Here is a 22,890-nt window from a genome sequence, read left to right as displayed (position 1 = left end):
TGAGAACGGCGGCTATGAGATAGAAATTGGCATATACTGGCGAATAAAAGAACCGCTGTTGCATGGTTTATTGGCTTCCATGTAGCTGGTATTTGGCTGAGGTATTGAAAGAGCTGGGATTGAAATGAGGGAAGTGGATAAATGTTTTGATTGACGAAATAACCTATACATGATAGTATAAATCCAAAGATGATGGTCTATCAGAGAGACTGTTATATATCTTCAAGTTTAAAAAGATAATTTTCAATAATTTTTCAAAAATCAGAATCGACAATTCATGACAAATCAACCCTGAATCTGGGAACGTTTCTCATAGAAAAGAACTACAAAAAATAAGAAAATAAAAACGGAAAACCATTGTCTGTAGTATAAGTATTTGTTATTATGAAGTAAATAGAGGATATTTTACAAAGTAAAGCTTAATCTAGAGAATCTGCCAGTGGCAGGCCTCTGTAGATACCAAGGTATACAAAAGGAGAATGAAAAAATGAAAAAAGAAGACATGTCCTGTATCGACTGCGCAGTAAAAAACTGCAACAAAATGGATAAAACCTATCCGGATTTCTGTCTGACAACACACATGGATGAAGAAGTTCTAAATGAAGCTATGGAATGCTACAATGAAGACGAGAACCGCAAAGTAACAATCGCTGCAGCTGAAGTAGAGTATGAGAATTACTGCAAACATACCCGTGTCGAAGAAATCATGGATTTTGCAAAGAAGATTAATGCGAAAAAGATCGGGATCGCAACCTGTGTCGGATTGTTGAAAGAAAGCCGTATCCTGGCAGATATCCTGCGCAGACATGGCTTTGAGGTGTATGGTGTCGGCTGTAAAGCCGGAACACAGAAGAAGATATCGGTCGGCATCCCGGAATGCTGCGAAGGTGTCGGTGTGAATATGTGTAATCCGATCCTGCAGGCAAAGCTTCTGAACAAGGCGAAGACGGACCTGAATGTTGTGGTCGGACTTTGTGTGGGGCATGACAGTCTGTTTTACAAATATTCCGAGGCACTGACTACGACAGCAGTGACGAAAGACCGTGTATTGGGGCATAATCCGGTGGCGGCGCTTTATACTGCGGATAGTTATTATTCGAAGTTGAAGAAGAGTGAAGAAGAGTAATATTTCTAATTTGGGCGTTTAAAGATACATAAAGATATCCCATTCAAGCATTTCTCTTTTTATCCAACGAAAAAAAGAACACACAACACTCTGTATGTTCTCTTTCTGTATGTGAAGTCCAATATTATACTTTGAAGTAGCTATCCAATCCTTTGAACTCTTCCGCTTTCATTTCTTTTGTAACATCAGCATAGATGTTCAGTGCAGTTGAAATATCTGAATGTCCGAGTGCGTCTTGAATGACCTTTATATTTACTCCAGCTTCACACATTCTTGTTGTAAATGTATGTCTAAGCGAGTGGCAGCTAAAATGAGGAAGTAACACATCAGGTTCATCACTGTGCAAAAACTGCTCATCATTGCAATCACGGATAATTCTTCGGATTGTCTTGTAGTTTGCGAATATCCGTATAAATAGAAAAAGCCCTTTGAGAAGAGGATTTCTCCCCTCTCAAAGGACAACCAGACAAACTGAAAGTTGCCGCTTTCCTGTACTTACCATTTTTCATTAAAGCGGCTGCATCATCTCAAGAATGATTCCATCCGGGTCTCTAAAATAAAAAGCTCTACTTTCCCCAAATCCATCTGCTCTAAAATCGAAATACTGCGGTTCAGACAAGCACTCCACATTATTATCTACGAGATGTTTGTAAGCAGAATCAATATCATCTGTGTAGAAACATACTTCCGAGATAGATGTTGTAAACAAATCAGAGGGAACTTTCTTTACTTCGTTGTTTACAAACTGAATCAGCTCAACTGGCGGTGCTTCAACAGCCTTGGAGCCATTCAAATAAGCGACCCTTGCTTTGCAATTTACTCTACGAAACATTTTATCTGTTTCTTCGCCTTCCATAAAAATCTCTCCTTGAAACTCAAGCCCAAGGACATCTCTGTAGAATGCAATTGAGCGTTCCAAATCAGAAACCGTTAGTCCTACATGATAAATTCTTCCAACCATATATATTTCTCCTGTAAATTCCGATTTATCTTTGCCTTATGTTATCATAATTCGGTTTAAATTGCTATAAATAGCTTTATTCCAATAATAGAAAACCCCAGAAATAATTAAGATTCCGGGACCTTATGTTTGAACATATTTACTTTTTAATTTATTTAACAAATAAAATTTTGATTGACCTTTAGTTAATATGAATCAATCATCTGCATTAGCTTCTTATAAAATTCATTTCTATCGTTGTAAATTTTTTCCAATTCTTTTTCTGTAAACAGTGCATAGGCTCTATCAGGAACAGCTGTCAAGCCATCGCAGCTAAATGGTATGCGCCGCCCACCCCTGAAAATGGCTGCTTCCCAGTACTTTTTTCTAAAATATTTAATTATTCCCATGTAGTACCATCTCTTTCCCATATTTGTTATTGACGTTCTGGCAAGTAAAATACTTCTGTTTTTACCATATTATCATCAAAATCCATTTCTACATAATAATCTCGGACAAAATATGATCTCCAGTAATCTTGTAGTGAGTAGATATCCAGAGTTTTGAAATCGACAATGCACAGAGAGATAGCCTCTTTGCGTTCACTGTTTGATTTTCTGTATTCTAATGAAGCAGCTACTTTATTTAGGCAGTTCTGACATAAATGCTTTTCCAACATGTTGGTATCAACTTCATAATTTATCGGCAACGTCACATCTATGCTTGCCATACCACGGCTTGGAGTTCCATCTGAAGAATAAGCTATTTCACCTGTATTCCCAGAGAGGAATGAAGTTGAAGCAGCACTTTCTATCTCATTTCCGTTTTCATCGTAATTTTTCAGTGGAAAATCAATCACATACCAGTCATTCAGCGATATCAATCCAATGGTGTCAAAATTTTTGTAGTAGCTCATTAGGCTTTCTTCCGCATTTCCACATAGATAGCATTTTGATGTGTCTTCCAGGGATGAACGCAGAGCGTCAAAAGTTACATCAATGTCAGAATGGCGTTTAGCAGATACTGGTTGGGAAGATGCCTGCTCATGGGCAGAGGCATAATATGCGATGATTATGGAGATAACAATTATGACTGCCAGTATGGAAAGCCAGAAATAATCTATAATTCTTTGATTGCAAGGTATTTTGTTGTATTGCGTGTCTTGGTCAGGTTCACCTCCTCTCTACTACAATATATTTATGGTTAACATCCCTTACAACCAGTAAGGAATTATCCATCTTGTTGCTTAAGCTGTATAATGATGGAGCAATCGGTATATCGGCTTCCTTTCTTGGACTTCGCGTCCGTAAAATAGACTGATAACCAGTTCCTAATTCGCAGCGTTCGTTTTATGCAGGTTGAATCGTCACAGGCGCATTCGTGTCACACCACAGTAGATTGAATAGGCAATGAGTAAAACTGGTACTTATCCATTGCAATAATCTTAAGGAGTGACAAATTTATGAACGCAGTAGGTATCGATGTTTCTAAGGGTAAAAGTATGGTTGCTATCATGCGACCTTTCGGTGAAATCGTTTCCACCCCCTTTGAAATCAAACACACAACCAGTGACATCCATTCACTTGTAGAACTCATCAACTCTGTTGAAGGTGAGTCACGAATCGTGATGGAACATACCGGACGTTACTACGAAGTCCTTGCCCATCAGCTTTCAGAGGCTAACCTTTTCGTCAGTACCATTAACCCCAAACTTATCAAGGATTTTGATAATGATTCCCTTCGTAAAGTCAAATCTGATAAAGCGGATGCCGTTAAGATTGCACGCTATGCACTTGACAAATGGCAAAATCTTAAACAGTATAGTGTTATGGATGAATTACGCAATCAGCTTAAAACCATGAACCGTCAGTTTGGCTTCTACATGAAGCATAAAACAGCCATGAAGAATAATCTTATCAGCATCCTTGACCAAACCTATCCTGGTGTTAATACTTACTTTGACAGTCCTGCACGCAGTGATGGCAGCCAGAAATGGGTTGATTTTGCATCTACATACTGGCATGTGGACTGTGTCCGTAAAATATCCCTAAATGCCTTTATCGACCATTATCAAAACTGGTGCAAACGCAAGAAGTACAACTTCAGTCAGTCAAAAGCTGAAGAAATCTATGGAAAAGCGAAGGAACTTGTTCCTGTACTTCCAAAGGATGCCATTACAAAGCTTATTATCAAGCAAGCTATAGACCAGCTTATTAGTGTCTCTACAACTGTTGAGTCACTACGCACTCTCATGAATGAAACTGCATCCAAACTCCCGGAATATCCTGTCGTTATGGCTATGAAAGGTGTTGGAACTTCACTTGGTCCTCAGTTGATGGCTGAGATCGGAGATGTTTCCCGTTTCACTCACAAAGGTGCTATTACTGCATTTGCCGGTGTAGATCCTGGTGTTAATGAATCTGGAACCTATGAACAAAAAAGTGTTCCTACCTCAAAACGTGGCTCTGCAGATCTACGAAAGACCCTATTTCAAGTAATGGATGTTCTTATCAAGATGATGCCACAAGATGATCCGGTATATCAGTTCTTGGATAAGAAACGTTCTCAAGGTAAACCCTATTATGTCTATATGACTGCGGGTGCCAACAAGTTTATAAGAATCTACTATGGTCGAGTGAAAGAATATCTTGCATCTCTTCCAGAATCTTAATTATCCACTAATATTTTCAGACCAGCACTGGTGTGGTGGTCTTATTTTGATACCCAATTTTCAACCTGTATAAAATTTTCAATGTTCTTTCAATTTAGCCTTGACTTTTTATTTGCAGGCTATTTCGTCGAGTTTTTTAAGAAATCAATCTCCATTTGTTGCTGCTGTGTTTGAGCTTTTAGTAGTCGGTTTTCAGCTTTCAACTTCTCAATATCTGATAATTGAGAAATCGCTTTGTTCTTACCTCGTCGATCATATAATCCTTCGATTCCTTTATCTTTATATTTTCTAACCCATGCATAAACTTGTCCGTAGGAGCAACCATATTTATTCGCTGTAGAAGAATAATTACATCCCGTGTTCAAGGCTTTGCGGTATTTTTTTGGATTTCAATGTGTCAAACTCCCGTGTCACGACAAACGCATGAATGGTTAGCAACTGCAAATTCTATTTTTTTCTACTTTTTAAGCTTCTAAAAGCTCTTCTAAATACTTAATTGGACGCAAACTTACTACGAACCTTTTCTTTCTCATTGACAACTTATGTCTTGATAGTTCTGCTGGTTTCAAAATACTCAGGCTCCATTTTCTTATAATGTTCAAATTTTGTGCCGCCATTTTATCGATTGTCGTATTTGCATCCTCCCGAAATGTTACATCCAAATGCCAATGCATACTTTCTATACTCCAATGACCTCGCACCGCTCGGCTGACTTCGTTGATATCCGTTTTTAAACTGCTTATAAAATATCGATATTCATACGTTATCTTTCCTGCTTTTTCTATTCGTTTCTTCTCCATTACAATGCTTCTCAGGCCTTTCCAATTCTTCTTTTGGCTCAGCCACCGGATATCTTCCGTCTGATAATACTCTCGGATCTCAATTTGCCCATGGGCTTTCTCACGGGTCTTCTTATATGCCCCCTTTTCGCGCATTTCTTTTTGAAACTCCTCATTCGAAAAGTATTCTTTTACATCTTCGTACATTGTGTATTGATTTTTCTTCAATGCCAGAACATAATCCGCTCGTTTCTGCCTGATTTTTCCTGCGATCGCTGTCTGCGTTCCCATTGCATCAATCGTAATGATCTGACCCTTTATCTGGATTTTTTCCAACAGCTCTGGAATCGCTGTTATTTCATTGCTTTTTTCTTTGACTGCTTTCTGTCCCAGACAAAATCCATCTTCCTTACTCCATGCAGAAACAATGTGACTTGCTTTTTCTTCTCCACGTTTATTCGAACACATCGTTTTTCCATCTATGCAGATGATCTTCTTCAACAGTTCTCCATCATTTTTATCCAGCCGCTCCTGCCATTTTCCATAGAGCTGCTGCAGAATTTCGGGCGATATCATCCCCATGACACGCCGGATCGTATCATGAGAGGGGATTCCGTTTTTTAGTTCAATATACTTTCGAAGATAATCCTGATAGCTTTCTGCAAACAATGCCATCTCAACCCAGTCATCCGCATTCGCAAGAGTTGCAAACAACACAATGACAAGAATATCCTTCAACGTATGACGAACCTTTGTCTGCTGACGAGTATCTTCAATGTATTCCATCCACTCTAATAATTCCTGCATAAATAACACCCCTTTTTCTTTTATTTTACTAGAAAAGGGGTGTGTTCACAATTTATTTACTCATGCGTTTGTCGTGCTCCCGTGTTTATGAAAGTTGTGTTTTTCTTGGCAATATGTTACAATTACTCCATATAAATTTATAACTTTTCTAGACAGAAAGTAAAAGGGGAACGTCATGAAGTGTATTAAAACAACGGACGCGGTAGGACATGTACTGTGCCATGATATTACCAGAATTGTGAAGGATGTGGTAAAAGATACAGCCTTTCGTAAAGGACATATTGTACAGGAAGAAGATATTCCGGTTTTGCTATCTCTGGGAAAAGACCATCTTTATGTGTGGGAGAAGGATGAAAATACTTTGCATGAAAATGAAGCAGCGCAGATTCTGTGTGATGTGTGCATCAATGAGAATATGCATCCAACGGATGTAAAAGAAGGAAAAATTGAGTTGATTGCAGATTGTGACGGAGTATTTCAGGTGGATGTGCCGAGGCTGGATGCTATTAATGAGATCGATGAGATTATGATTGCCACCCGTCATACAAATTTCCCGGTAAAAAAAGGTGACCGTCTTTTAGGAACCCGTGTGATTCCGCTGGTGATTGCAAAAGAAAAAATGGATTTGGTGAAGAAAACAGCAGGAGAAAAACCGCTGGTATCGCTGGCACCTTATAAGAAACGGAAGGTAGGAATTGTAACCACCGGAAATGAAGTATTTTATGGAAGAATTAAGGATACTTTCACACCGGTAATCATCGAAAAAATGAAATCTTACGGTGCTGAAATTCACGGACATATTCTGTGCAATGATGATATGGAAAAAATCACTGCCGCTATTATGAAATTAAAAGAAGAAGGGGCAGATCTGATTGTCTGTACCGGTGGTATGAGCGTGGATCCAGATGATAAGACACCGGGCGCGATCAAAAATACAGGAGCGAGAATCGTATCTTATGGTGCTCCGGTACTTCCGGGAGCGATGTTCCTGTTATCCTATCTGGAAGATGGCACACCGGTAATGGGACTGCCGGGATGTGTGATGTATGCAAAAGCCACCGTATTTGATCTTGTTCTGCCACGTATTATCGCAGGTATAGAAGTGACAAAAAAAGATCTGGCACATATGGGAAATGGCGGATTCTGTCTTGGTTGCAAAGAATGTCATTATCCGAACTGCAGCTTTGGAAAGGGCGTATAAGAGCAGGACAGGAGGAATAAGCATGGAAAAGCTTACGGTAGAGTAGGCACTGGAAGCACTGCTGGAACATACAAAAGTAATAGAGGAAACGGAAACTGTACCACTTTTGCAGGCATGTGGAAGAGTGTTGGCAAAGGATATGATTGCAGGATTTGATAACCCGCCGTTTGACAGATCACCTGTGGATGGTTATGCCTGCAAAGCGGAGGATATAATGGATGCATCAGAAAGTCATCCGGTACAGTTGACGGTATTGGAAGAGATTGATGCGGGGCAGTATTCCAGAGTCACAGTGGAAAAGGGGCAGGCGGTTCGGATTATGACAGGCGCAGCTATTCCGAAAGGCTGTGACTGCTGTGTCCGTCAGGAGGATACAGATTATGGAGAAGAGACTGTCAGAATCTTCCGTCCGACCGGACAGTGGCAGAATTACTGTTATCAGGGAGAGAATTTTAAAAATGGAACGGTTCTTTTGAAAAAGGGTGACAAAATCGGATTTATTGAAGCAGGTATACTGGCCAGTATGGGAGTCATAAAAGTGAAGGTTTATCGTCGGGTAAGAGCAGCTGTTCTGACTACCGGAGATGAAGTAATGGCACCCGGAAAAAGATTGATTCCGGGGAAGATTTATGATTGTAATCAGGGACTTCTGGCGGCTCGCATGAAAGAATTTGGTGCAGAACTGGTGGAAGTGGCAGCCATAGAGGATCGCCCGCAGGCTATGACAGCAGCAGGCGAAGTCATGGCTCTGGACTGGGGAATTACATTGCAGTGTGATACCACAGGAAAAGAAGACGCCAGCAGTGTAGGAGTGCGAAGTCACTTTATACATCCGGTACTACCGGAAGCAGATGGCACAACGAAAAACGTATTTCCATGTAAAGTGGAAAGAGTGATTGAGGACGTGTTTTCGTATATCTTGATCGTATCTACGAAAGAAGAAGCCAGGATTCGCGTAGATGTGACGAAAGAACAATGGCAGCAGTACCAAAAGCATATTTCTGGAAATAAGATATGGATTGGGATAGATGAAAAAGATGTGATGTTATTAAAATAAATGAAAGAATCACCGTATCAAGGTTGAGGTAATCTATGATACGGTGATTCTTTCGTGAAAAATGCGAAAAAGCTTTCAATATCCAGTTCCGGTGGTTTAATATGCGGTTATCAATCACTGTATGAAAGAAACATTATTTCGTAAATACTTTCATTCGATCCCTTCTGGCTGCACAGATCAGGGTCAGGTGATATTTTTTTGCAAGATCAATTGCTTCAGAAGTAGGAGAAGCCTTGCTGGAGAGAATTGGAATCCCTGCAGGGATGACCTTTAAAGTCATATCAGTAGGTATTCTGCCGCTGGAATATACCATACATTGATGCAGGTCAATATTGTGCCGCAGAGCGTAGCCGATCACTTTATCCAAAGCATTGTGCCGTCCGATATCTTCGCAGGAAACAGAATGTGATCTTTTTGAGCGAGAATGCAGCTATGTGTGGCAAAGGTAATGCCATGGAGAGGAGAACCATCCGCAAAGGCATCCGCCATATGAAAGATCCATTCTGGTTTCCAGAAAATCGGTGTAAGTGACTGCGGCTCTTTGGATGTAACAAAGTAATCATTTAAAATATGATTGCCGGTACAGCAGGTAGGAGTTACTTCTACAAAGGCATCCGATGAGGATTGTGTGCTGCGTGCCGAATTTTTTAAATAGACTTTTGCACGTTTTCCATATTCACAGATATAGATATGATCTACATCTTCGGAAGACGTGATGATTTGTTCTGTCAGTAATCTTCCAAGAACCAGTTCAGTCAGATGCTGGGGCAGGCAAACAAGTTTCATAGTCAGATGATCATTTATATAGACATCCATCATATGTTCGTTAATATACATAATTTCTCCAATTGAAAAAACAATTCTTTTATCATGTTTACTATGTGTTATACTAGATCTAGTATAATGGACATCTCTTTATTTCGAAAGAGTGAATTGAGGGATGAAGGAGGAAATAAAATGGGAAAGATTATGGCGGTAAATATCAGTGAGAAGAAAGGTACACAGAAAAAGAATGTACATAGTGCCAGACTGATGGAAGAATTTGGAATCGAGAAGGACGCCCATGCCGGCAAGTGGCATCGCCAGGTGAGTCTTCTTTCTTATGAAAAAATAGAAGAATTCAAGGCAAAGGGAGCACCGATCGAAGACGGAGCATTTGGAGAAAACCTGATTGTAAGTGGATACGATCTGAAGGCATTGCCGGTTGGCACCAGACTTCGCAGCGGAGAGGTATTATTAGAAGTGACACAGATCGGGAAAAAATGTCATAGTGGATGTGAGATTTATAAAATTATGGGTGACTGTATTATGCCAAGAGAAGGTATCTTTACCAGAGTACTTCATGGTGGCGTATTGACAGAAGGCGATGAAATTGTGATAGAGAAGGCAGCAGGTGAGGCAGATGGAGAATAAGCTGAATCATTTTGATCAGAAGGGTAACGCTGTTATGGTGGATGTGTCCGGAAAGATACCGACATCCAGAACAGCAGTAGCAAAAGGCAAGATTCGTGTCTGTCAGGCTGTGATGGATGCAGTGAAACAGGGAACTGTGAAAAAAGGAGATGTACTTGGAGTAGCAAGAGTGGCTGGCATTATGGCGGTAAAACAGACATCTCATCTGATTCCGATGTGTCATCCGCTGATGATTCAGAAGTGTTCGGTAGATTTTGAACTGGATGAAGAAAATCTTGAAATTACGGCAATCTGTACAGCCAAAACGGAAGGTCAGACCGGTGTGGAGATGGAGGCGCTTACTGGTGTGAATGTGGCACTTTTGACAATTTATGACATGTGTAAGGCAATTGACAAGTCCATGGAGCTGACGGACATTCATCTGGTAGAAAAAAGCGGAGGAAAAAGCGGGTTATATCGAAACCCGAAAGAATAGTATGAAGGATAGATTTGGAAGAGAGATTGACTATCTGCGGATATCCATTACAGATCGATGTAATCTCAGGTGCGTCTATTGTATGCCGGAAAATGGAGTTGTGCAGATCTCGCATGAAGAAATTCTGACTTATGATGAGATTACCAGAATCAGCAGATGTATGACTGGTTTAGGTATACGTAAGATCAAACTGACCGGAGGAGAACCGTTAATTAGAAAGAATTGTGCCACACTGGTTCGAATGTTAAAAGAACTTCCTGGCATCGAAAAAGTGACATTAACGACCAATGGTGTATTGCTCGAAGAACAGATAGCAGATCTAGCAGAAGCGGGGCTTGATGATATAAATATCAGTCTGGATACTTTAAATGCAGCAGAGTTTGCAAAGGTAACCAGGAGAGAAAGTCTGGATCGGGTGCTGTATGGAATCCAGGCGGCATTACAGTATCCGCAGATTGGATTGAAGATTAATTGTGTGCCGGTAGTGGAAGAGCAGGAAAATCTGGTATCGATAGCGAGACTTGCAAAGCAATATCCGATTCATGTTCGTTTCATTGAAATGATGCCGATTGGATATGGAAAGGATTTTCAGTTTCGGGGAGAAAGTGAAATATGCGAAATATTAGAGAAAGCATATGGAAGAATGACTCCAATAAAAGAACGATATGGGAATGGACCGTGTCATTATTATAAAATAGAAGAATTTCAGGGTAAAATAGGATTTATCAGTGCGATGACGCATAAGTTTTGCGACCAGTGTAATCGTGTGCGTATGACAGCAGAAGGATTTTTAAAAGCCTGTCTGCAATATCAGACTGGAACGGATTTGAAGAAATTGATGCGTTCAGGATGCACAGCTGATGAACTGACAGAGGCAATACAGAAAGTAATATGGGAAAAACCGGTCAGTCATCATTTTACATCGGAAGAGATTGAGACAGATGAATGTAAATTAATGTCCCAGATAGGAGGATAAGGAATTATGAAAGCTGCGATTATCACATCCAGTGATTCTGGATATGCAGGAGAGAGAGAAGATAAAAGTGGCTCGGTAATCCAGGAAATTTTGGAAGCGAACGATTACGAAGTGGTGCATACCATTCTTTTGCCGGATGACAGAAAGATGCTGGCAGATGAGATGGCTCGTATAGCAGATGAGGGAATAGCAGAGCTGATTGTAACTACGGGTGGAACCGGATTTTCGCCGAGAGACTGTATGCCGGAGGCAACAAAGGATATTATAGAACGTGAAGTGCCGGGGATTCCGGAAGCAATGAGAGCATATAGTATGACGATTACACCAAGAGCTATGCTCAGTCGTGCAGCAGCAGGTATTCGAAAAGGAACACTGATCGTGAATCTGCCGGGAAGCCCGAAAGCAGTCAGAGAAAGTCTGGAATATATTATTCCAGCGCTGAAACATGGATTACAGATCCTGACCGGGGAGGCAACGAACTGTGCCAGAAAATAATCGGAAAATGCAGACTGATATATCTGAATTAGAAAACGGTCAGTTGGCAGAACAGCAATTGCCATCAGATTTTACGCTGGTAGTCCTGGCAGGTAGTGCCAGCAGCCATATGGGAAGGGAGAAGTCAGATCTGCTTTTAGATGGACAGACATTTTTGGAGATACAGATCGGAAAAGGATGTCAGTTGGGAGCAAAACAGATCTTAATTTCTGGATATCGTGGAACACAGTGAGGGGAAGAGATTGTGCCGGATCGAATTTCCGGTCAGGGTCCACTTGGCGGTCTGGAGAGCTGTTTTCGAAGGGCAAAGACAGAAAAATGCCTGGTGCTGGGGGTAGATACGCCGCTGGTACCTGTGGAAGAACTTCAAAATCTGTTGAAGTTCGCAATGGAAAAAGCCGACCAACCGGTGACTATGCTGTGTCATAATGGAAAAGAAGAATCGCTGATAGCGGTATATGATGCCAGACTTTATAAAGAGATCACAGATTTTCTGGCATCAGATGCATCCGACTATCTCAATGGAGCAATCATTCCGGTGGATGGAGGGTATCTCGTAAAATAGCATAATACAGAAGGCGTATAGGATTATGAAAGGCTTTCGATTAGGTTTTAAATGATTTTTCGGATAATAGCACTTCCATGCAGATCGCATACAGGATCTGCAAACAGGTGGTGTTTCAGGCAGAATTCGTCTACAGCTTTGTTACATCCGGAAAACTGGGTACTGTATACGTCATGGATCAGGAGAACTCCGCCGATAGACAGACGTTCATAAAACAGAGGTAATGCAGCAGCAGTTGGAGCATAGAGATCTGCATCTAATGATACGAAACAGAAAGTTTCATCGGTAATATCGGAAAAAGTATCCGGAAACCATCCTTTATGGATGATCACATGTGATGGATCAGGCATGATGCGAAGAACAGAGTCTACATCTGTAGAAGAAAAGTCACCTGTTTTAGCGCGAGACAGATGCCTGGAGGTTTCTACGGCAATATCTTTTTCTGAAAAGCCTTCAAAAGTATCAAAAAGATGTATTTTTCGATCTGGAAAGGCTGTACTGATCAGGCAAGAAAAATCACCCTGGAAAACACCAAGTTCTGCCACATCTCCAGGGATATTTTGTTGATGCATCTGTTCGGCTAAAAGGCGCATAACCGCAACCCGTGCATCGAACATGCGAAGTGCAGAAGGATCACAAAATGAACCGTGATAGCCCAAGTGCTCCATCTGCTGCATCATAGAACCACGCCGCTCTTCATCCAATACACCAAGAATAATCAGATCAGGAAGAAGAGCAGCGGCCTTTGATGGAGAACAGATTGGGATATTACCAATAAATTGTCCATGTTTGCGCGGATCATTATCGGCAAAGCACATGATCTGATAGGAATTTCCAAGAAGTCGGGCAGTCATCTGCCCAATCTGTCCGGCACCGAATATAATAGTTTTGTAGACATGTTTTGTCATCATTTCATAGCAGCCTTTCTTTCAGCTCGAACCTGAATCATTTGTCCTGTGATAGATATTGCGATTTCAGCAGGTGTTTCTGCTTTAATATTAAGTCCCACAGGCGTGATAATACGGTCTAATTCTCGCTCATCGATTCCATACTCTTCTACGAGACGATGAAATACACCAGCTCTTTTGGCGAGACTTCCAATGACGCCGATATAGCATGCAGGTGTGGCAAGAAGTTGTGCCTGCACAATCGTATCATAGGCATGACCTCGTGTCATGACACAGCAATAATCAGCATCTGTGATAGAAATGCTCTGATCCAGATGATCAAAATCGCAAAGGATTGTCTCTGCTGCATCCGGGAAAAGAGCAGGATCTGTAAATTCCGGACGGTCATCCAGAACGATGCAGTGAAAGTCAACACTTGCAAGTATTGGTACCAGCTTTTGTGAAACATGCCCGCCTCCAAATACATAGACAGTTCCGGATGTACCGATTTGTTCTGTAAACAGGTCACAGGTTTCATTGCGATGACGGCATGGTCTTGCAGATAAGGAAGATAAGATGGAAGAAGGAACATCAGCATTTCCAGTCAATCCATAGGATGCACTGTAAAGACTCATACCGGATGTAGCATGAAGATCACAGATCAGCCAGAAATCTTTTCGTTCTTTATATAATGTTTCAGCAGTTACTGCAAGTTCCATAATAATAGGGTCATTATGGTCCAGATACTGGAAAAATACGGTAACATCACCACCACAAATCATACCGATATTCTCAACATCTTTGCGATTCAACCGGAATTCATGTTCACAGGATTCTTTCTTTTCAAGAATATCAAGCGCCATAAGCTCTGCACGATGTTCGACAGAACCTCCGCCTATGGTTCCGGCAACTCGGCCTTTTTTTCCAACCAACATACGGGAACCGGCACCTCTTGGCGTTGATCCTGAGGAAGCAACGATGGATGCAAGCACAAGGTCGTTTCCTTTTTGAAATTCTTGTTGTATGATCTGAAATAAAGTTCTCATATATAAAACACCTCCTGTAATTTTCTATAAGTCATATCGTCATGTGACAGATGGTCTGTATCATATTTTGCAGATCAAGAGCCTGTTTAAGCTGTCGTTCATGAGATTTCAAAGCTTCGGGACTGTTACACTTACACAGACTGTCCGCAAATCGTTTTTCGATGGTTACACGTTCGGTTTCCTGAATCAGTTTATCTGATAAAAAGACGATAGCCGCTTCATTCAGAATTGTCTTCTGTAAACCATGATGTTGTGAAATAATCTGACTGATTTCAGTATAGCCTAATTGTAAGAAAAGATCACCACCTGTTTTGGTGTGATGTTTTTGAAGTCTGGCAATATCGTGAAGGAGTGCTCCGGAGCGAATCAGTTTTTTATTAAAAAAGTAACCATGAGATTCCAGCAGATCGCAGAAATGGCAAGCCAATTCAGTCACTGCATCACTGTGCGCCTGTACATGATGAGGAAGAGACACCGAATCGCGAAGCATCCGGCATAGTTCGTCATGCAAGTCAGGATGAGGCAGCAGGTAAGTCAAATCAGATAAGATAACATGATCGTTATCGTCTGTGTTCAGATGATAATAGGAACCACATGGAAGACGAAAATACTGTCTGGCATGCTGTTTTGAATCAAGCAAATACAGATAAGAAGAAATTACATCTGTATGAGCAACAATCGCAATATCACCCTCAGAAGAACGAAGAATCTCATAAATTGCCTGCGAAAAACGCATGCCAGATGCGAAAGGAGTTTCTGCTCCTGGAATCGGGTAATCAGGATTCATTCCACGTGCTTCATATATGTCCGGCCATCTTTTGCGTATCTCATCAAATGAAAGACCATCCCATTCTCCCAGATTTCGTTCTGTTAAATCTGAGATAGTGATATGTGGAAGATCAGGTGTGATATGTGCAGCCGTTTCCATAGCTCTTGACAAAGGACTGCAGTAAACAGCAGTTATTTTATCATCCAGTTCTCCGTGAAGAAGGACTGACTGCAGATGTCCAAGCATAGATAAAGAAAAATCAGTCTGACCGATACAGTAAGAATGTTCATCTGGATATTGTGGTTTTCCGTGTCGGATAAGATAAAGATTACGCATTGAAAAATCCTCTGAAACACTTTTCAAATATTGCTTCGGAACAGGTACGTGTTTCCTCTGAAAAACGGGCATATCGCTTCAAAAATTCTTCTCCGTATGGTGTCAGCTCACTGTGACTGCCCTTTACACCGCCCTGACTTCGAATAATCAGCGGTTCATGAAGCTGAGATTCTAATGTATGGATCAGATTCCAGCTGGTGGAGTAGGAAATGTGCATGCGTTCGCAGGCATCACGAACAGATCCTGTTTCATGAATCAGTGTAAGCAGCGAATAAAGCTGTTCATCAAAGAAGACCTTTTCCCGTGCCAGCTGAATCTGAATCTCTGAACGGATCAGACTTTGATTGTGTGCACGAAGAAGTTCTACATAATCCTCTGGTGTATCCGCATCATGAATGATTCCAGGATCTTCTACATTTAAACAATACATGGGAGTTCCACAATGTTCTACAGCACCCTTCAGACCAGTGTTTCCATCATTGCTTAAAATGGACTCAATTAATGAGGAACGAATCAGGATCGGATGACCTGGAGTTCCGTTACAGACCGGAGTGACAAGAGGCTGTCCAAGAGAAAGCATTTGTGTAACGGTATGTGCTGTGAATAGTGGAACATCTACAGGTGTAAAGAGTACCGTATCCACTTTGTCTTTTAAATATTCCAGTCCAATCCTGACAGAATCAAACATATGAGTAGTTTCATAGTCCTCATTTCGAAGAAAAATAACATGATTGGAAGCAAGGTGGCGTTCCAGAGCATCCGCATTGTATCCGGTTACCACCACTATTTTAGAGATTCCGGCCTGCCGGAAGTTATTAATCACACGCTGCGCGATGGAAATGGATCCAAGCTGAAGCATGGGCTTGAAGTCTCCCATTCGTGACGATTTCCCTGCAGCTACGATGAGAGCACCTGTCTGCATCATAGATACCTCCTAAAAACAACATTGTACAAATTTGACATTATTATAGCATAAAAAATGAGGATAAATAGTAAAATTTTTAAATAAAGTAATAAAAACAATATAAAAAAGAGCGAAAATAGCCAACTAATAATTATTTACAATTTGTAAAACTGTACAAAATTATGATAACATGAAATTATACAAAATAATGTAAACAGGAGAACGTTTCCATGGATAAGATTTTTGAAATTACCGCAAAAGAAGTTACGATACAGGTAAAAGATGAGCGCACAGGAGAGCAATACAGTCGGACACTTCCGATTGATTATTATGAGAATGCGAATGTTTTAAAACTCAGCGGTGAGAATCTGGACGGAAGCAGCTCTTCCATTGTTTTCTATTCTGTCAGAGGAATGGAAAGACTTAAAGATCTGACGGGTAAGGGAGTCGATCATGATCCATGCGGAACACATAAGTCAGAAGATTTGTAACATCGGAACGTGTATTTTTTAAAGGAGGAATGAAACATGATTAAAAAGACATTGAAGATCAATGGTGTGGAGCGAATCCTTATTCTTGATAAGGATGAGACACTGGCTCAGGTACTTCGTGAGCATCTTCTTCTTACAGGATGTAAGATCGGTTGTGGAGAAGGTCATTGCGGAGCATGTAATGTTATTATGAACGGAAAAGTTACAAGATCCTGTATTTACAAGATGAGCCGTGTTCCGGACAATGCAGAGATCACAACAATCGAGGGTGTGGGAACAATTTCTGATATGCATCCGATACAGGTTGCATGGATGGCATATGGATGTGCACAGTGTGGTTTCTGTTCACCAGGTTTTATTATTTCAGCAAAGGTTCTTCTCGATAATAATCCGAGCCCTACCCGTGAAGAAGTGAGGGACTGGTTTAACAAGCAGCGTAATCTCTGTCGTTGTACAGGTTACAAGCCGCTTATCGATGCGACCATGGCGGCAGCAGCAGTTATGCGTGGCGAGATGACTAAAGAAGACCTCGTATTCAAGCAGACAGGTGATTCTATCGTCGGTACAAACTATATCCGTCCATCAGCAGCACAGAAGGTAACAGGTACCTGGGATTTCGGTGCAGATGATGCATTAAAGATGCCGGAGGGAACTCTTCGTCTTGCACTTACACAGGCCAAGGTTTCTCACGCAAATATTCTCAGTATCGATACAACAGAAGCAGAGAGTATGCCGGGAGTTGTTCGTGTTATTACAGCGAAGGACATTAAGGCAGCAGGCGGAACCAACAAGATCAATGGTCTTGTAATGCTTCCGAAACACAATAAGACAGACGGATTTGAGCGTCCTGTACTCTGCGACGAAAAGATTTTCCAGTTTGGTGATGCGATCGCGATCGTAGCTGCCGACACAGAAGAGCATGCACGTGCAGCGGCAGATGCAGTTAAGGTGGAGATCGAAGAACTTCCTGCATATATGAACGCAATGGATGCGATCGCACCGGATGCAGCAGAGATCCATCCTGGTACTCCAAACGCATTCTTTGAGACAAACTGTATCAAGGGACCAGACTTTGACTGGGACAGCATTCCAGATTCACAGCAGGTTGAGATCGAGTCCTACTGTTCACGTCAGCCACATCTTCATCTTGAGCCGGACTGTGGTTATGGCTACATTGATGAAGACGGCATGATAACCGTTCATTCCAAATCCATCGGTATCCATCTCCATATGCCTATGATCGCTGATGGTATCGGTGTTCCGCTGGAGAACCTGAGACTTGTTCAGAACCATGCAGGAGGAACCTTTGGCTACAAGTTCTCTCCGACAAATGAAGCTCTGATCGGTGCAGCTGTCAAGATCCTTGAGCGTCCGGTATCACTGGTATTCAATCAGTTCCAGAACATTACCTATACAGGAAAGAGATCTCCTGCATTTATGAATATCAAACTTGCAGCAGACGAAAACGGTAAACTCCTTGCACTCTGGGGTAATAACTATGTAGATCACGGTCCATATTCAGAATTTGGCGATCTGCTTACCTTGAGACTTTCTCAGTTTACAGGTGCAGGTTATGGAATTAATTCTATTCGTAATAAATCAACAACCGTATTTACAAACCATGCATGGGGCTCTGCATTCCGCGCTTATGGTTCACCACAGTCCTATATGGGATCTGAGATTGCAATTGACGTGCTGGCAGCTAAGATGGGAATCGATCCGTTTGATATCCGTGAAATGAACTGCTATAAAGAATCAGAGGGCACTACCATCCCGACAGGTTATCCACCGGAGGTATATTGTGAGGAAGATCTGTTTAAGAAAGCACGTCCATTGTATGAAGCGGCGAAGAAACGTGTTGCCGAAAAGAATGCAGCTTCTGACGGAAAGATGAAATATGGTATCGGTGTATCCCTTGGTGTATACGGCTGTGGTCTTGATGGTGTTGATACATCAAATGCATTTGCAGAATTAAATCCGGATGGAACCGTTACGATGTATTCTGCGTGGGAAGATCACGGACAGGGTGCTGATATGGGTGTTCTTGTATCATCTCATGAAACACTGCGTCAGGCAGGAATCAGACCGGAACAGATTAAACTGGTTATGAATGATACGAAGACATGTCCGAATGCAGGACCTGCAGGAGGATCACGTTCACAGGTTATGTCAGGTAATGCATGTCGTCTGGCTGCAGAAAATCTTGTAGCAGCAATGAAGAAAGAAGACGGAACATTCCGTACTTATGATGAGATGGTAGCAGAAGGGCTTGCAACAAAATATGAAGGTAACTGGGTAACTACATTCTGTGCAGATCATCCGATCGATCAGGATACCGCACAGGGCGATCCATTTGCAACTTATATGTATACTATCTTCCTGCCGGAAGTTGCTGTTAATACAGAAACAGGTAAAGTTACCGTTGAGAAATTTACTTGCGTAGCTGACGTAGGTACGATCATGAACAGACTTCTTGTAGAAGGTAATTTCTATGGTGGTCTTGTACAGGGTATCGGTCTTGCTCTTTCGGAAGATTTTGAAGATTTGAACCATGACACCACTTTGAAGAATTGTGGTATTCCATATCCAAAGGATGCTCCGGATGATATTGAACTTCATTTCAATGAAACATATCGCCCAAGTGGTCCTTACGGTGCAGCCGGTTGTGGTGAGGCTCCACTGGATGCTCCACATCCTGCAATCCTGAATGCAATCTTTAATGCGACAGGTGCACGTATTACACGTATCCCTGCCCGTCCGGAAAGGGTTCTTGCAGCATTAAAAGAACTTGAGAAATAAGCTTAATTCATAATGTGGTTGGAGTAAAAGCTGCCAACTATGATATAATCAGGGGAGACGGGAAACTGCCTCCCCTTTACAGACGAAAGGAGTATCAGGTTATGACATACATACAGGAGAGAGGTTCTACTCACGTTTATCATGTAAATCGAATGTCAAAAGAAGAGATGGATCATATGATCAGTCTCTGCGTCCATGAACAGCCTGCCTACTGTGCTGCAGCCTGTCCTTTCAAAGTAGATACAAAAGAGATGCTGTATTATGCTGCAAAAGGAAATTTTAAGAAAGCGTTGGCAATTTATGAGAAAATTACACCATTTCCAATGATTCTCTGTGATGGATGTACGGCACCTTGCGAAAATAATTGTAAACTTTGTGAAATTGGTGATGGGGTCTCCATACGAGAAGTAGAACGTGCGATTGTCCGGTATGGAGAACCGGGAAGAAAAAGCAGTGTATTTCGCATGAGAAAGAAGAAAAAGGCAGCAATCTTTGGTTCTGGATTATTTCCACTGTTTCTTGCAGGGGAACTGGAAAAGAAAATGTATCCTACGACAATTTATTGTAAGGAAGAAGATTATGAAAGCTATATTGCAGCGGCAACCGGACATCTTTTGGAATCAGACCGCAGCAATGAAGCGAAACGTCTGAAATCTATGGATCTTTCTTTTGAATTTGGATGCAGTCTGAATCTTCCGTTTATCAGAGAAAAAATGGAACTGGCAGATGTGGTCTGCGCATCAGAAGAAGTGGCAAAAATGTTAGCTCCGGAAGAAGCAGCAGATGTCGGGATTATGTTAAGAGAACAGGCAAAGATTGTCAGCGGACCTGCGGAATCTGTGATGGATGCGGCTTTTGCCGCAAAGCGGGCAGCTCTGACAGTAGATCTTCTGGTACAGAATTTATCGCCGCACAGCAACAGAGGCAGTGAAGGAGCAGTGACGACAAAGCTTTACACGAACATGGAAGGAATCCATGTATCGAATAAGATTTTCTGTGGTCAGGATGGATATTCAAAAGAAGAAGCTGTAGAAGAAGCAAAACGATGTATTCAGTGTCATTGTGACGAATGCATGAAAGGCTGTGTGTATTTAAGTGAATATCAAAAACATCCTGGTCTATTAGCCCGTGAGATTTATAATAATACGCAGATTATCATGGGAGATCATCCGATGAACAAACCGATGAATGCCTGTGCCCTCTGTGGACAGTGTACGGTGATCTGTCCGAATGGATTTGATATGAGTCAGGTGTGCAAGTCAGCAAGAGAAAATATGGTATCCACAGATAAGATGCCGCTGGCGCCACATGAATTTGCACTGATGGACATGTTATTTTCAAATTCGGAGGCTTTTTTAAGCAGACCCCAGCCGGGATATGAAACTTGCAGATATGTATTTTTCCCGGGCTGTCAGGCAGGTGCGATAGCGCCGGATGTGGTTATGCAGGCATACGAAGATTTAAGTAATCGGGTAGCTGGAGGCGTTGCTCTGATGCTGGGATGCTGTGGTGCAATCAGCGAATGGGCGGGTCGCTATGAAATGACAGAAAAAGTAAATGAGCAGCTGAAACAGGAACTGGCCAGGCTTGGTGATCCGATCATCATTGCAGGCTGTCCAAGCTGCATGAAGCAGCTAAAAGAAAGTATTGGAGCACATGTTATAGGAATCTGGGAAATTTTGAGAGAAATCGGACTTCCACAGCAGGCGAAAGGACTGGAGATACCGGTTGCCATACATGATGCCTGTGGTGCCAGAGGGGATGCACAGACACAGGATATGATACGACAACTTTTGTCGGATATGGGATGTATCGTTGAAGATACAGAATATTCCAGAGATTTGTCTCCATGTTGTGGATATGGAGGTCTGACGGCATATGCCAATAAAGATATGGCAGCGAAAATGACAGAAAAGTGTCTGGAACGTTCCGATGCACCATATATTACATACTGCATGGCATGCAGAGACCGATTTGCCAGAGAGGGAAGAGAATCCCGACATATACTTGAACTTCTGTATGGGGCAAATGCCAGCAACATGCCTGATATCAGTGAGAAACGCTACAACAGGCTCATATTGAAACAGACACTTTTAAAAAACATCTGGAATGAGGAACCGATCATGGAGAAAAAAGACTATACTGTTGCCTATACAGAGGAGGCAATCCATATGATGGATGAGCGCATGATACTGAAAAGTGATGTGGAACGTGTGTTATCAGATTACAGAGAAAATCAGGAAGCAATCCTGGATGAAGAAACAAAAGAACTGGTGACAAGAAGCAGACTGGGAAATGTCACATTCTGGGTGCGGTTTGTGGAAACAGAAGACGGATATCTGGTACACAGAGCATACAGTCATCGAATGAATATTATGAAAAGGGTGGGACAGTAATGGCAGTAGAAAGAACATATTATACGATTGATCCGGAAGGAAAGCTGACCTGCATGAAATGTAAAGTTCCTCTTGTAAAAGGAAAAGCAAAATTTATGTATCTGGAAAATGGGTTTCCTGTGGAAATGCCTGTCTGTCCAAAGTGTGGGTTTGTGTATGTTCCGGAAGAACTCGCACTTGGAAAAGTGCTCGCGGTGGAGCGTGCATTGGAGGATAAATAGATGAACAGGCATCCGGGAGGGGAAGCGCAGACGCTTCATCTTCTGGAGAACATAGAATGGAAAAAAGAAATGAAAGCACTGGATCTTGGAGCAGGAGAAGGAGACACGGTACGAATCCTGAAATCATTTGGGCTGGATGCACATGGTGTGGATCTTTTCCCACGGGGCAGTGATGTGGAAACAGGCGATTTTCTGCATTTGCAGTATTCATCAGACAGTATAGATCTTTGCATCAGCCAGTGTGCATTTTTTGTCAGCAGAGATCAGAAAAATGCACTATCTGAATGTTGGCGCGTTTTAAAAAAGGGAGGTTTTCTATTATTGTCAGATCTGGATACTGGAAATCTTTTGGAAATGGCAGAACAGACAGGATTTACCATTCTCCGACAGGAGGATCAGACGTTACTTTGGCGGGAATATTATCTGGAAGCAATCTGGAATGATTCGTTCTGCTGCGAAGAGTATAAGCTTCTGCAGAAAGAATATAAAGGAAAGAAGCTGCGCTATACCATGTTGGTTGGCAGAAAGGAGTAGCA

23 protein-coding genes and 3 pseudogenes are annotated in these 22,890 nt (G+C 41.7%); 15 read left to right on the top strand and 11 right to left on the bottom strand.

Annotated elements, in window-relative coordinates; genetic code table 11:
* Positions 1-487 precede the first annotated feature (487 nt).
* Positions 488-1,126, top strand: coding sequence for a DUF1847 domain-containing protein (locus tag AC04Q6_RS08025; RefSeq protein WP_119248387.1), 639 nt, complete (start codon positions 488-490; stop codon positions 1,124-1,126).
* Between the two features lie 124 nt (positions 1,127-1,250).
* On the opposite strand, the gene AC04Q6_RS08020 is transcribed toward AC04Q6_RS08025, so the two are convergent.
* The 4 genes from AC04Q6_RS08020 to AC04Q6_RS08005 form a co-directional block, all read right to left on the bottom strand.
* On the bottom strand, positions 1,251-1,511 hold the full coding sequence (locus AC04Q6_RS08020; RefSeq protein WP_330384716.1) for a tyrosine-type recombinase/integrase: 261 nt from the start codon (positions 1,509-1,511) through the stop codon (positions 1,251-1,253).
* Between the two features lie 123 nt (positions 1,512-1,634).
* On the bottom strand, positions 1,635-2,087 hold the full coding sequence (locus tag AC04Q6_RS08015; RefSeq protein WP_015517515.1) for a VOC family protein: 453 nt from the start codon (positions 2,085-2,087) through the stop codon (positions 1,635-1,637).
* A gap of 185 nt (positions 2,088-2,272) precedes the next feature.
* Positions 2,273-2,476: a hypothetical protein gene (locus tag AC04Q6_RS08010; RefSeq protein WP_118512131.1), complete on the bottom strand. Its 204-nt coding sequence runs from the start codon at positions 2,474-2,476 to the stop codon at positions 2,273-2,275.
* A gap of 26 nt (positions 2,477-2,502) precedes the next feature.
* Positions 2,503-2,982, bottom strand: coding sequence for a hypothetical protein (locus AC04Q6_RS08005; RefSeq protein WP_242997149.1), 480 nt, complete (start codon positions 2,980-2,982; stop codon positions 2,503-2,505).
* Positions 2,983-3,528: 546 nt separating this feature from the next.
* On the opposite strand from AC04Q6_RS08005, the gene AC04Q6_RS08000 reads away from it, so the two are divergent.
* Positions 3,529-4,737: an IS110 family RNA-guided transposase gene (locus AC04Q6_RS08000; RefSeq protein WP_119248375.1), complete on the top strand. Its 1,209-nt coding sequence runs from the start codon at positions 3,529-3,531 to the stop codon at positions 4,735-4,737.
* 119 nt (positions 4,738-4,856) lie between these two features.
* Here AC04Q6_RS08000 and AC04Q6_RS07995 read toward each other — a convergent pair whose 3' ends face one another.
* Both AC04Q6_RS07995 and AC04Q6_RS07990 read right to left on the bottom strand, forming a co-directional pair.
* Positions 4,857-5,102, bottom strand: coding sequence for a helix-turn-helix domain-containing protein (locus AC04Q6_RS07995; protein WP_092071104.1), 246 nt, complete (start codon positions 5,100-5,102; stop codon positions 4,857-4,859).
* Between the two features lie 99 nt (positions 5,103-5,201).
* Positions 5,202-6,323, bottom strand: a complete 1,122-nt coding sequence (locus AC04Q6_RS07990) for an ISAs1 family transposase (protein ID WP_118064820.1) — start codon at positions 6,321-6,323, stop codon at positions 5,202-5,204.
* A 175-nt stretch (positions 6,324-6,498) separates the two neighbouring features.
* On the opposite strand from AC04Q6_RS07990, the gene AC04Q6_RS07985 reads away from it, so the two are divergent.
* The gene (locus AC04Q6_RS07985; protein WP_021650138.1) at positions 6,499-7,524 is read left to right on the top strand and encodes a molybdopterin-binding protein; all 1,026 of its coding nucleotides are present in this window, start codon (positions 6,499-6,501) and stop codon (positions 7,522-7,524) included.
* Positions 7,525-7,573: 49 nt separating this feature from the next.
* Positions 7,574-8,581: a molybdopterin molybdotransferase MoeA gene (locus tag AC04Q6_RS07980; protein WP_174088758.1), complete on the top strand. Its 1,008-nt coding sequence runs from the start codon at positions 7,574-7,576 to the stop codon at positions 8,579-8,581.
* Positions 8,582-8,714: 133 nt separating this feature from the next.
* Here the strand turns inward: AC04Q6_RS07980 and AC04Q6_RS07975 are convergent.
* Positions 8,715-9,367, bottom strand: a pseudogene (locus AC04Q6_RS07975) (formate dehydrogenase accessory sulfurtransferase FdhD).
* Between the two features lie 171 nt (positions 9,368-9,538).
* On the opposite strand from AC04Q6_RS07975, the gene AC04Q6_RS07970 reads away from it, so the two are divergent.
* The 6 genes and pseudogenes from AC04Q6_RS07970 to AC04Q6_RS07945 all read left to right on the top strand — a co-directional run.
* The gene (locus tag AC04Q6_RS07970; protein WP_015526506.1) at positions 9,539-9,994 is read left to right on the top strand and encodes an MOSC domain-containing protein; all 456 of its coding nucleotides are present in this window, start codon (positions 9,539-9,541) and stop codon (positions 9,992-9,994) included.
* Positions 9,984-10,469: a cyclic pyranopterin monophosphate synthase MoaC gene (gene moaC / locus AC04Q6_RS07965; RefSeq protein WP_119248129.1), complete on the top strand. Its 486-nt coding sequence runs from the start codon at positions 9,984-9,986 to the stop codon at positions 10,467-10,469. The genes AC04Q6_RS07970 and moaC overlap by 11 nt, the downstream gene beginning before the upstream one ends.
* Before the next feature lies 1 nt (position 10,470).
* Positions 10,471-11,445 carry a GTP 3',8-cyclase MoaA gene (moaA, locus tag AC04Q6_RS07960; protein ID WP_119248128.1) on the top strand — a complete coding sequence of 325 codons (975 nt, stop codon included), beginning with the start codon at positions 10,471-10,473 and terminating at the stop codon, positions 11,443-11,445.
* A gap of 6 nt (positions 11,446-11,451) precedes the next feature.
* On the top strand, positions 11,452-11,940 hold the full coding sequence (locus AC04Q6_RS07955) for a molybdopterin-binding protein (protein WP_476389624.1): 489 nt from the start codon (positions 11,452-11,454) through the stop codon (positions 11,938-11,940).
* Between the two features lie 7 nt (positions 11,941-11,947).
* Positions 11,948-12,427, top strand: a pseudogene (mobA, locus tag AC04Q6_RS07950) (molybdenum cofactor guanylyltransferase); the annotation flags it as partial.
* Positions 12,428-12,430: 3 nt separating this feature from the next.
* A pseudogene (locus AC04Q6_RS07945) lies at positions 12,431-12,505 on the top strand (SDR family oxidoreductase); the annotation flags it as partial.
* A 47-nt stretch (positions 12,506-12,552) separates the two neighbouring features.
* Here AC04Q6_RS07945 and AC04Q6_RS07940 read toward each other — a convergent pair.
* From AC04Q6_RS07940 to AC04Q6_RS07925, 4 genes are read right to left on the bottom strand one after another with little or no spacing between them, the layout of a single operon-like run.
* Positions 12,553-13,416: a TylF/MycF/NovP-related O-methyltransferase gene (locus AC04Q6_RS07940; RefSeq protein WP_110103571.1), complete on the bottom strand. Its 864-nt coding sequence runs from the start codon at positions 13,414-13,416 to the stop codon at positions 12,553-12,555.
* A complete protein-coding gene (locus AC04Q6_RS07935) occupies positions 13,413-14,438 on the bottom strand; it encodes an XdhC family protein (protein ID WP_119248125.1) in 1,026 nt (341 codons plus the stop codon). Before AC04Q6_RS07935 ends, AC04Q6_RS07940 begins: the two co-directional genes overlap by 4 nt.
* Before the next feature lie 31 nt (positions 14,439-14,469).
* Entirely contained in the window at positions 14,470-15,543 is a 1,074-nt protein-coding gene (locus tag AC04Q6_RS07930) for a histidine phosphatase family protein (RefSeq protein ID WP_119248124.1), read from the bottom strand.
* Positions 15,536-16,468 (bottom strand): NTP transferase domain-containing protein, encoded by a 933-nt coding sequence (locus AC04Q6_RS07925; protein WP_021650129.1) that lies wholly within the window; start codon positions 16,466-16,468, stop codon positions 15,536-15,538. Before AC04Q6_RS07925 ends, AC04Q6_RS07930 begins: the two co-directional genes overlap by 8 nt.
* Positions 16,469-16,677: 209 nt before the next feature.
* Here AC04Q6_RS07925 and AC04Q6_RS07920 point away from each other — a divergent pair, with 209 nt between their 5' ends.
* From AC04Q6_RS07920 to AC04Q6_RS07900, 5 genes are all read left to right on the top strand, one after another.
* Positions 16,678-16,938 carry a hypothetical protein gene (locus tag AC04Q6_RS07920; protein ID WP_092071079.1) on the top strand — a complete coding sequence of 87 codons (261 nt, stop codon included), beginning with the start codon at positions 16,678-16,680 and terminating at the stop codon, positions 16,936-16,938.
* A 36-nt stretch (positions 16,939-16,974) separates the two neighbouring features.
* A complete protein-coding gene (locus AC04Q6_RS07915) occupies positions 16,975-19,737 on the top strand; it encodes a molybdopterin-dependent aldehyde oxidoreductase (RefSeq protein ID WP_476389623.1) in 2,763 nt (920 codons plus the stop codon).
* A 101-nt stretch (positions 19,738-19,838) separates the two neighbouring features.
* A complete protein-coding gene (locus AC04Q6_RS07910) occupies positions 19,839-22,133 on the top strand; it encodes a pyridine nucleotide-disulfide oxidoreductase/dicluster-binding protein (RefSeq protein ID WP_476389622.1) in 2,295 nt (764 codons plus the stop codon).
* Positions 22,133-22,354: a DVU_1557 family redox protein gene (locus AC04Q6_RS07905; RefSeq protein ID WP_005427475.1), complete on the top strand. Its 222-nt coding sequence runs from the start codon at positions 22,133-22,135 to the stop codon at positions 22,352-22,354. The genes AC04Q6_RS07910 and AC04Q6_RS07905 overlap by 1 nt, the downstream gene beginning before the upstream one ends.
* On the top strand, positions 22,355-22,888 hold the full coding sequence (locus tag AC04Q6_RS07900; RefSeq protein WP_476389621.1) for a methyltransferase domain-containing protein: 534 nt from the start codon (positions 22,355-22,357) through the stop codon (positions 22,886-22,888). It abuts the gene before it with no gap.
* Positions 22,889-22,890: the final 2 nt, after the last annotated feature.

This window comes from Blautia sp. HA9023, from assembly GCF_056504095.1.
This window is presented reverse-complemented; position numbering and strand designations above follow the sequence as displayed.

Excerpts from the sequence above, each read along its gene's own strand:
- AC04Q6_RS07930 (WP_119248124.1), bottom strand. The coding sequence starts at position 15,543 with ATGCGTAATCTTTATCTTATCCGACACGGAAAACCACAATATCCAGAT.
- AC04Q6_RS07990 (WP_118064820.1), bottom strand. The coding sequence starts at position 6,323 with ATGCAGGAATTATTAGAGTGGATGGAATACATTGAAGATACTCGTCAG.
- AC04Q6_RS07970 (WP_015526506.1), top strand. The coding sequence starts at position 9,539 with ATGGGAAAGATTATGGCGGTAAATATCAGTGAGAAGAAAGGTACACAG.
- AC04Q6_RS07920 (WP_092071079.1), top strand. The coding sequence starts at position 16,678 with ATGGATAAGATTTTTGAAATTACCGCAAAAGAAGTTACGATACAGGTA.
- AC04Q6_RS07935 (WP_119248125.1), bottom strand. The coding sequence starts at position 14,438 with ATGAGAACTTTATTTCAGATCATACAACAAGAATTTCAAAAAGGAAAC.
- AC04Q6_RS08015 (WP_015517515.1), bottom strand. The coding sequence starts at position 2,087 with ATGGTTGGAAGAATTTATCATGTAGGACTAACGGTTTCTGATTTGGAA.
- AC04Q6_RS08025 (WP_119248387.1), top strand. The coding sequence starts at position 488 with ATGAAAAAAGAAGACATGTCCTGTATCGACTGCGCAGTAAAAAACTGC.
- AC04Q6_RS07910 (WP_476389622.1), top strand. The coding sequence starts at position 19,839 with ATGACATACATACAGGAGAGAGGTTCTACTCACGTTTATCATGTAAAT.
- AC04Q6_RS08005 (WP_242997149.1), bottom strand. The coding sequence starts at position 2,982 with ATGAGCTACTACAAAAATTTTGACACCATTGGATTGATATCGCTGAAT.
- AC04Q6_RS07900 (WP_476389621.1), top strand. The coding sequence starts at position 22,355 with ATGAACAGGCATCCGGGAGGGGAAGCGCAGACGCTTCATCTTCTGGAG.
- moaA (WP_119248128.1), top strand. The coding sequence starts at position 10,471 with ATGAAGGATAGATTTGGAAGAGAGATTGACTATCTGCGGATATCCATT.
- AC04Q6_RS07915 (WP_476389623.1), top strand. The coding sequence starts at position 16,975 with ATGATTAAAAAGACATTGAAGATCAATGGTGTGGAGCGAATCCTTATT.
- AC04Q6_RS07955 (WP_476389624.1), top strand. The coding sequence starts at position 11,452 with ATGAAAGCTGCGATTATCACATCCAGTGATTCTGGATATGCAGGAGAG.
- AC04Q6_RS07940 (WP_110103571.1), bottom strand. The coding sequence starts at position 13,416 with ATGATGACAAAACATGTCTACAAAACTATTATATTCGGTGCCGGACAG.
- AC04Q6_RS07905 (WP_005427475.1), top strand. The coding sequence starts at position 22,133 with ATGGCAGTAGAAAGAACATATTATACGATTGATCCGGAAGGAAAGCTG.
- AC04Q6_RS08010 (WP_118512131.1), bottom strand. The coding sequence starts at position 2,476 with ATGGGAATAATTAAATATTTTAGAAAAAAGTACTGGGAAGCAGCCATT.
- AC04Q6_RS08000 (WP_119248375.1), top strand. The coding sequence starts at position 3,529 with ATGAACGCAGTAGGTATCGATGTTTCTAAGGGTAAAAGTATGGTTGCT.
- AC04Q6_RS07925 (WP_021650129.1), bottom strand. The coding sequence starts at position 16,468 with ATGATGCAGACAGGTGCTCTCATCGTAGCTGCAGGGAAATCGTCACGA.
- moaC (WP_119248129.1), top strand. The coding sequence starts at position 9,984 with ATGGAGAATAAGCTGAATCATTTTGATCAGAAGGGTAACGCTGTTATG.
- AC04Q6_RS07985 (WP_021650138.1), top strand. The coding sequence starts at position 6,499 with ATGAAGTGTATTAAAACAACGGACGCGGTAGGACATGTACTGTGCCAT.